Genomic DNA, 8,804 nt, shown 5'->3' on the forward strand with positions numbered 1-8,804 from the left:
CTTGACCATAGCTTTTAGTATGTTATATGGGACTGTCGCTATATCTGCGCCAACTTGCGCTGATTGGATCACATGAAGAGGATGCCTAATACTGGCTGATATGGTTTCTGTCTTACTATCATATTTATCGTAGATTGACACGATTTTGTCAAGCTCCTTGATGCCATCATGCCCGATGTCATCCAGGCGTCCGATGAACGGGCTGACGTACGCCGCGCCGACCTGCGCCGCCAGCATCGCCTGGTTCGCAGAGAAGATAAGGGTCATATTTACCTTGATCCCCTCGGAGCTGAGTTGCTTGGTTGCGGCAAGACCTTCTTCCATCATCGGAATTTTTACGACGACGTTCGGGGCTATCGCTGCAAGTTCGCGCGCTTCCTGAATAATGCCGTCCCTCGTCATACTGATTGCCTCCGCGCTTATCGGGCCATCGACGATTGCTGCGATTTCCGCTATCGACGTCTTGAAATCCTTACCCTCCTTGCTGCAGAGGCTCGGGTTTGTGGTAACACCGCAGATTATGCCCAGAGAATGCATCTCTTTAATGTGCTCGATGTTTGCGGTATCGATAAAAAGTTTCATCTATTCCTCCCGATTATTCAAAATCCTCCCGGTCGAGCACGCTCATCGCCGTTTTGTCCTCATTTTCCGGCGGTCCTAACACATGATTGAGGACCTGCTCGAGAGCGCCGGTTATCGTCGTATCCAGGCTATGGCTCGATATGACCGATATGTCATATTCTCTCGCCAGGTTGTTTATGTAATCGCCGATTCTTCGAATCGATTCGAAGTTTTCTTTATACCGCTCAAAGGGTCTCGCGCCTTCGGTCTGCAACTCCCTGATATAGAAATGGCTGCGGTGCAGGTCCTCATCATCGACGGTGATGATCATCGGGATAACAAATGCCTTCTCGTACATCGGGGTGTTGATAAACCCCGGTACGACGTGAACGCCCTCGATAACGACGTTTTGGCCTTCACGGATAGCCCTGTCGACAACCGCCCTGATACTTACCGAGACGATCTTAACCTGCTCGATAAAACCGTTGATAAGCGGGTCTTTCTCAAACGACTTGTTAACCGCCTTCCACGCCATGAACGATGATTCATGTAAAGACGGGATCAGGTCTTTTGATAAAACAGCGCGCATGACCTCGCGAAGCGAGTCCGTCGCAACGACATGCGTGATACCGAGACGATGCGCCACCGCGGTTGCAATCGTCGATTTACCTACTCCGGTGGTGCCGCCTACCAGCACTATGATGGGCCGGTCGACATTTAGAAGCGCCTGCCAGCGCCGGTATTTATTCGCGTAAAGCTTTCCCTGGTGTTTGAGAAGCACATGGTAAACAAGCTCTCGCAGTTCGTCTACCTTTATTGAAAAGCGCCCGTCATCCACGAGCTGGCGCTGTATCAGCCGGGCTATCTCGTAAGAGCGACTCGGAGGAAGACCCGTTGCCATAAGCGCAGATGCCATCAGTCCCTTTGAGTATGGCAAGCCGTGCTGATCATCGCTAATCACGATTTGTTGAGGGACATCCTTATCTTTATTCGTGTCTTTATCAATGTTAGTGTCCATCTTTTTTTCCGTCCCTTTGTCCAACTTCTTTCCGCCTTGCAAAATTAGTTTCAGCCTTATTGCCGATCCAATTGACCAGATCTTCAAGTTCGCCGTCGCCCCCGATTGTTACCGGGATGTTATCCATATAAACAACGTCGAGTCCTAAGTCCAGCCCCACACTGGTTACTATATCCACCGCCGCCGCTTTAAGCTCGGTGAGAAGCGCTGTAAACGTTCCCCTGGCGGCATCGATCTCTTCCCTGAGCGCCTTCCTGTTCGACAGGCTGCTGCTTGCTCCGACCACCTCAGCCCCATAGGTTTGCTCCAGGTGCCTGATGAGTTTACCCTTCATCGAAGCGGGGGCCGTAGTTGCAAGAAAAATTTTCTTGCCGTCGATCGGATGCAGTGGTTTGGGCCGAAATACGGTATGAACAATTCTAGCTTCCGGCTTAGTTTCACGAATAATTTTATCCAATTGCTCGATCTTATCCCTATCGGCCAACGGCGGCTCGCACATTGAGAGTATTATCAAATCTGAGAGTAATACTCTATATGTACCAAAATACCCGCCGATGTAGTCAATGGGCTGGCCGGCATCGATGATAAGAACGTAGGCGTCGGCCAATACCGGCGGAAGCGCCGAGCCGGATCCCTCCAATACCACAAAATCCACATCAAGCTCGTTGGCCAGTCTCGCCCCGGCTGCGACATTTGAGACAAACGGCTGCCCCGCCAGACCGCCCCCGCAGCGCCTACAGCCAATTGCGGTAATTCTACTGGTCAGGGCATCTTCCAGATAATCCGATGCCGCATGCTTACCCGAGCGCGCCAAATTCAGTAGAAACTGCGGGGTAAGCTCGATCTCGCGCCCCGCGATCATCTCGGGCGATTGCGGGCCACCGCGCCCCATAGCGATAACGCCGGGATTAAAACCCGTCTCGTCGAGACACCGGCAAATATACCCTGCGATTGCGGTTTTGCCAACCCTCTTTCCCGTACCGATTACGCTTAAGGATGGCTTTTCCAGCACATCTTGAAACACGGGTGGATAAAACCAGAAATCCGCGCCGATATACGGGATACCCTTGGTAAGCACGTGGCTCGCATATAAGAACCGTTTTTTGTAATCGATAACCGGCTCGTCGCTTAGGTCGATAACCATTTCCGGTGTAAACCGCTCGATTGCGGTCATAATGCCCGTGAGCGGTTCCGTCTCTTTAACGACCGGGCAACCGAGGTCGTCGAAGTCGCCCTTTTCGGATATTTTTTCAACCCCGCCGACAAATACCGCCCCGGCCACCTCATAATCATACTGGTTCTTAAGGACATCAAGGGCTGATTTAATAACGGGTGGGTAGTGCTCGCCGTCGATTAAGGCAATAACACGGGCTATATCAAGCCACCTCCAGTTAACGCTCCGGCCTCGACTTTTTCCCACTTACAATACTTGCGCTCATCGCACGAAAACTCCGCGATGAGTTCCTGCGAACCATAGGGATATTTCCTAAATATCTTTACTTTATCATCGGGATCGATCTGGATAATGTTATAACAGGGTTTGGTCCTGCCTCTTAGTCGCAGCGTGCAGGCCGTTCCCGCGTTCACCACCACGAGATTCTCCAGGCGCCATACGTACGGGACGTGCTTGTGCCCGCACAAAACAAGGTCGACGCCGCTCTGGATGAGAACTTCGAGCAAGTCCCCGGCGTCGTGAACCATGCTTCGCTCCCTGCCCGTCCCCGGTACGGGAAGCAGATGATGATGAAGCGCAAATATTTTAAAGAACCCCTCGTCTTTGAACCCATCCCGGACCCAGCCATAGCGTTCCCGGCCGATCCTTCCGTTGTCTAAATCCGGCTCGCTTGAGTCGGCGCTGACCACCCGGATGCGGTCAAACGACAGCACGCTATCCCTTTGGCCAAAAAGCTCTTCAAAGTGCACATAGCCAACATTACGCGAGTCGTGGTTTCCCGGCAGGAACAACTGCGTTTCGCATTCGAGCGTGGAGAGGAACGTCTGCGCCGTCGCGTATTCCTGTCTGAAGCCCTCGTTTGTTAAGTCTCCGGTGCAAATTACGGCATTTGGCCTGAGTTCGTTTAGCTCCTCTATCGTTCGGCTCATCAAATTCGGGATAAAATATTGGGAGCCGACGTGCAAGTCTGAGATATGCGCAATAGTTATTACGCCGTCATCAGCCATAGAATTCACCCTTCTCACTTTCACTAAATGTCGTCCATTGGATTTGTAGGCGAAGATAACAAAAAATAGAGTCAAGAATTACCTTCTTGAGAAATATTATAGGTGTGCTTTATAAATCTGCCTTTATTTTACCTAATCTGGCCGGTTGGTCAACCATTATCGAACTTCGGTCGCAATCTTGACGTCGCCGCTTGTGAGAGTTCGCTACCGAAATATTGGCTGCTAATTTCTCGAGATAACGCGCGCGCCTTCCAAATCAAATTCGGCTTGCCTAATCGAATAATCCTGATCGCTTTCTATGTCGGCAAGCGCTTGATTAATTTCTTCAACGATATGCGCTTCTTCAGACCTGTCGATGATGCACACTAAGCTCGGCCCTGCGCCGCTTAGTGCCATTCCCGCGCCCGGTATGCGCCCTACCAGCCGGATGATCTCAAGCAAGCCCGGTATCAGAGGCGCCCGGTAAGGCTGGTGCAATTTATCCTGCATGGCTGTAGCAAGTAGACCGGCGTTTCCTTCTAGTAACGCCGCAACCAACAAGCTCGAGCGCGAAATATTAAAAACCGCATCGCCCATTGAGATATCTCGCGGCAGCACCCCGCGCGCCTTCTTCGTCTCAAGCATGGTGCCCGGGATAAGAAGCAGCGGTTTTAGTTTTTCCGAGGGCGCATAGGATGCGATCCGGTGGTTTGCATCAACCGGGTACGAGATGGTAAACCCGCCAAAGATCGCCGGCCCGACGTTATCGGGATGGCCCTCTATCTCGGCGGCGATCTCGAATAGATTCTCTTTGGGCACGTTCGCATGGGATAGCTCGTTTGCCGCCATCAGCCCACCCACGATCGCCGTCGAACTCGAACCGAGCCCGCGGCCCATAGGGACATCGTTTTTGATGGTTATCTTAAGCCCCTTGAAGCTGAAACCTACCTCTTCAAACAGGCGTTTTGCAGATATTAATACGAGATTGTTCTCGGTGGCGGACGGCCTGGGACCGCCGTCTTGAAGGATATCGATCTCAAGACCGCTTTCGATCTCTTCCACTTCAAAGCTGTTGTAAATGTTGAGCGCCAAGCCCAATACATCAAAGCCCGGCCCTAAATTCGCCGACGTTGCTGGGACTATTACTTCGACCAACTTGTATCCCTTACCTATCCGAAGATAACCTTTTCCACGGCCGGGAACGTCGCCTCTGTCTCGATGGGCGTTCCGCCCGATTTTATAGCGGTATCGGGGTCTTTCAGTCCGTGGCCGGTAAGCACGCAGACCACCTTTGCCCCTTTGGGGACGCGGCCGATGGAGATCATCTTACGTAAGCCCGCAACCGACGCGGCGGATGCCGGCTCGGCAAACGCGCCTTCGGTCGCGGCCAAAAGTTTATACGATTCAAGTATTTCTTCATCGGTTACCATATCGATAAAGCCGCCCGAGTCTTTTGCTGCGGCTTCGGCTTCCTGCCACCTCGCAGGATTACCTATCCTGATGGCGGTCGCTATGGTTTCGGGCTGTTCAACGGGGTGCCCGAGAACTATCGGGGCCGCACCCGCCGCCTGGAACCCTATCATCTTGGGCAGCGTATCGATCTTACCGGCTGCGGCATAATCCCTGAAACCCCGCCAGTAAGCGGTGATATTTCCGGCGTTGCCGACCGGGATAGAGAGGTAATCCGGTGCTTGCCCTAGAACATCGCAGACCTCGAACGCCGCGGTCTTCTGCCCCTCGATCCTGAATGGGTTAATCGAATTGACCAGAGTAATCGGGTACGCCTCGGAAAGCTCGCGCACCACTTTTAGGGCCGCATCAAAGTTACCCCTAACCGCCACGACAACCGCACCGTGCATAAGCGCCTGAGACAGCTTACCCAGGGCGATCTTGCCCTCCGGGATAAGCACGACACACCGAATCCCCGCACGCGCCGCATATGCCGCAGCAGAGGCGCTGGTGTTACCGGTCGATGCGCAGATTACGGCTTTTGAGCCATCCTCAAGTGCCTTACTTAAAGCAACCGTCATTCCCCTATCTTTAAAGGAACCGGTGGGGTTAAGCCCCTCGTATTTAAAATACAGCTCGACTCCAAGCTCTTTTCCTATGTTCACCGACGGGATAAGCGGCGTGTTGCCCTCAAGCAACGTACACACCGGCGTCTTATCCGTTACCGGAAGATAATCCCAATACTCTCTAATTAGTCCCTTCCACGCCATCTCTTAGCCTTCCACTCGTAGAATATTGCCGACTTCTGCCACAACATCCAGTTGTTCTATTTTTTTAAGCGCCCTGCGCATGCTCTTTTCTTTCACCAGATACGTGCCGAATACCAGCTCAGCGTGACCGTCGCGTGTATTCTTCTGTATGGCGGTCTCGATGCTTACGTTGTTGTCGCCAAGCACCTTTGCGATTTTTGCAAGCACTCCAGGCTTGTCAAGCGCATCGAGCCGCATATAGTAACGCGATTCGATATCATCAACCGCTTTTACCTTCTTGTGCTCGAAGCAGCCGCAGGTCATGCTGCCCACTTTATTGAGGCTGATATTCAACGCGACCTCAAAGACATCACCCACGATTGCGCTCGCCGCGGGGAGACTGCCGGCGCCCGGCCCGTAAAACATAACCTCGCCCACCGCATCCCCTTCAACGAAGATCGCATTCATAACGCCCGCTACCGAAGCCAAGGGGTGCTTGGCCGGAATCATGGTCGGGTGCACGCGCACCTCCATGCCCTCATCGTCTTCCTTGGCCACCGCGAGTAGCTTAATGATATAGCCCATCTCTTTGGCGTAAGCGATATCTTCGGGAGTAATACCCATGATACCCTCGGTGTAAACTTTATCGGCGGTCACCCGGCTGTTGAACGCGATGGAAGCCAGGATGGCTATTTTAGCGGCAGCATCGTGGCCCTCGACATCTGCGCTCGGATCGGCCTCCGCAAAGCCTAGGGCTTGAGCTTCTTTAAGCGCCTCGTCAAGAGAAGAGCCCTCCTCGGCCATTTTCGTAAGAATATAGTTGGTGGTTCCGTTGACGATACCCATAACGCGATGGATGGCGTTTCCGGCCAAGCTGTGCTTCAGCGGCCGGATAATCGGGATGCCGCCGCCGACGCTCGCCTCAAAGTAGAGGTCGACGCCCTGCTCCTGTGCCAGCTCAAGCAACGCCCCGCCACGACTTGCCATAAGCGCCTTATTCGCGGTCACAACGTGCTTTTTATTCTGCAGCGCCTGCTTAATAAACGTATATGCGGGCTCGATGCCGCCGATCACTTCAACGACCACATCGATATCGGGATGGTTAATTACCTCATAGGCGTCGGCCGTTGAAATCTGCTCGGGGACCTTGCCTTTCATCCTGTCCCGGTCCCTCTCGGCCACCAGGACGACATCGATATCGGCCCCCGAAAGGGTGGAGAGCTTACGGGATTTCGTAGTCAGTATATGGTATACGCCGGAACCGACCGTCCCATATCCGATAATTCCAACACCAATCTTTTTCTTCACGTTCAAACCATCCCCACAGTAATTGTAAAGTTTTTATTCTATGCTTGCATCCAACCTGACCAAATCTTCAAACGTTTCGCGCCTGATGATTGCTCGGGCCTCCCCGTTATTTACCAACAGAACTGCCGGACGTGGCTGGCGGTTGTAGTTATTTGCCATAACATAGCCATAGGCCCCGGTTGCCGGCGTGCACAAGATGTCGCCCGCTTCCGGGTGCGGAAGCTCGATGTCGCGCACCAGAATATCGCCCGATTCGCAATGCTTACCCGCCACCGTCACCATGGTCGTCGCTTTCTCCTGTGCCCGGTTGGCTAGAAGCGCCTCGTAAACCGCCCCATAAAGCATCGGGCGTAAGTTATCGGACATGCCCCCGTCAACCGAGACATACGTGCGAATATTCGCAATTTCCTTGATCGTGCCGACGGTATATAAAGTAACACCCGCGTTTGCCACGATCGAGCGACCCGGCTCTACCATAATCTTGGGAACAGGCAAACCGAGGTGCTGCGCCTCCCGTACCACGCCGTCTACGACTACACTTGCAAACTCCTCGATGGTCGACGGTTCGTCGACCGCTTTATATTGTATACCAAGCCCGCCGCCGGCATTGAACTCGCGGGCGACAAACCCGGTCTCATCCTTAATCTGCTTTACGAATTCCATAATGATCTCAATCGCTTTTGCAAAAGAACCAAGCTCAAATATCTGCGATCCGATATGCGCATGCAGGCCTTTAAGCTCAACATTTTTAAGCTCAAGCGATTTTTTTACAGCACTCATGGCAAGGCCGTCCTGCAATCCAAACCCAAATTTACTATCGATCTGACCGGTTTGGATATAGCTATGCGTCTGCGGCTTTATCCCGGGGGTTATCCTTAAAAGAATGGGCTGAACCTTACCCTTTTCCCCGGCGATCTTATCCAAAAGCTCCAATTCATGAAAGCCGTCCACCACCACGCGCCCGATGTTGTTATCAAGCGCAAGAGCAAGTTCTTCCGGGGTTTTATTGTTGCCGTGCATAAGCACCTTATCCATCGGAAAACCCGCTTTGATCGCGGTATAAAGCTCACCGCCCGACATAACATCAAGCCCCAGGCCCTCCTGCTTCGCGATCTGGCACATGGCGGTACAACTAAACGCTTTGCTGGCATAGACGACGTCAAACTCGATACCCTTAGCGCCAAACGCCTGCATAAAGGTGCGGCACTGGCCCCTGAGTGTTGCCTCGTCCATGATAAACAGCGGCGTTCCGTACTGCCGTGCAAGCTCAACGGTATCGCATCCGCCGATTTCCAGGTGGCCTAATGAATTGATGTTGGCCGTAATTGGTAAAACCAAAGAAACAAACCTCCTGAGGATTCGGATAATTGCGCAGAACAGCCTGCAATAAAGGGCTACCAACCCCATAAGTTTAACATAGCTAACTTTACGAAGTCAAAGCTCATGGGCAGTGCTAAACATCCCGGCCTTCCGGTGGTGCCCTTGTCGTAGCCGAAATTGAGCGACGTGGGCCGGAGCTTATCGCTTATGTGGTGGTTGAAAAATCCGTGGCCCTTTAG

8 protein-coding genes are annotated in these 8,804 nt (G+C 52.8%); all 8 read right to left on the reverse strand.

Translation table 11 applies throughout. The features are described from left to right. The coding region (fsa, locus tag COY37_RS02760) for a fructose-6-phosphate aldolase (RefSeq protein WP_286975978.1) at positions 1-582 on the reverse strand (582 nt) is incomplete at its 3' end. A gap of 13 nt (positions 583-595) precedes the next feature. Then, positions 596-1,579: a hypothetical protein gene (locus COY37_RS02765; protein ID WP_286975981.1), complete on the reverse strand. Its 984-nt coding sequence runs from the start codon at positions 1,577-1,579 to the stop codon at positions 596-598. Continuing rightward, positions 1,569-2,999, reverse strand: coding sequence for a CobW family GTP-binding protein (locus COY37_RS02770; RefSeq protein WP_286678318.1), 1,431 nt, complete (start codon positions 2,997-2,999; stop codon positions 1,569-1,571). Before COY37_RS02770 ends, COY37_RS02765 begins: the two co-directional genes overlap by 11 nt. Beyond that, positions 2,951-3,760, reverse strand: coding sequence for a metallophosphoesterase family protein (locus COY37_RS02775; protein ID WP_286678317.1), 810 nt, complete (start codon positions 3,758-3,760; stop codon positions 2,951-2,953). The genes COY37_RS02770 and COY37_RS02775 overlap by 49 nt, the downstream gene beginning before the upstream one ends. Before the next feature lie 222 nt (positions 3,761-3,982). Beyond that, positions 3,983-4,894 (reverse strand): homoserine kinase, encoded by a 912-nt coding sequence (gene thrB / locus COY37_RS02780; protein ID WP_286678316.1) that lies wholly within the window; start codon positions 4,892-4,894, stop codon positions 3,983-3,985. Between the two features lie 14 nt (positions 4,895-4,908). Beyond that, positions 4,909-5,958 carry a threonine synthase gene (gene thrC, locus COY37_RS02785; protein ID WP_286678315.1) on the reverse strand — a complete coding sequence of 350 codons (1,050 nt, stop codon included), beginning with the start codon at positions 5,956-5,958 and terminating at the stop codon, positions 4,909-4,911. Between the two features lie 3 nt (positions 5,959-5,961). Further along, entirely contained in the window at positions 5,962-7,245 is a 1,284-nt protein-coding gene (locus COY37_RS02790; RefSeq protein ID WP_286678314.1) for a homoserine dehydrogenase, read from the reverse strand. A 33-nt stretch (positions 7,246-7,278) separates the two neighbouring features. Beyond that, positions 7,279-8,583: a diaminopimelate decarboxylase gene (gene lysA, locus COY37_RS02795; RefSeq protein ID WP_286678313.1), complete on the reverse strand. Its 1,305-nt coding sequence runs from the start codon at positions 8,581-8,583 to the stop codon at positions 7,279-7,281. Between the last annotated feature and the right edge of the window lie 221 nt (positions 8,584-8,804).

The organism is Candidatus Aquicultor secundus, from assembly GCF_002791875.1.
GTDB lineage: Bacteria > Actinomycetota > Aquicultoria > Aquicultorales > Aquicultoraceae > Aquicultor_A > Aquicultor_A secundus.

Bases quoted from the DNA above. Each gene is read 5' to 3' on its own strand.
- COY37_RS02765 (WP_286975981.1), bottom strand. From the start codon at position 1,579: ATGGACACTAACATTGATAAAGACACGAATAAAGATAAGGATGTCCCT.
- thrC (WP_286678315.1), bottom strand. From the start codon at position 5,958: ATGGCGTGGAAGGGACTAATTAGAGAGTATTGGGATTATCTTCCGGTA.
- COY37_RS02775 (WP_286678317.1), bottom strand. From the start codon at position 3,760: ATGGCTGATGACGGCGTAATAACTATTGCGCATATCTCAGACTTGCAC.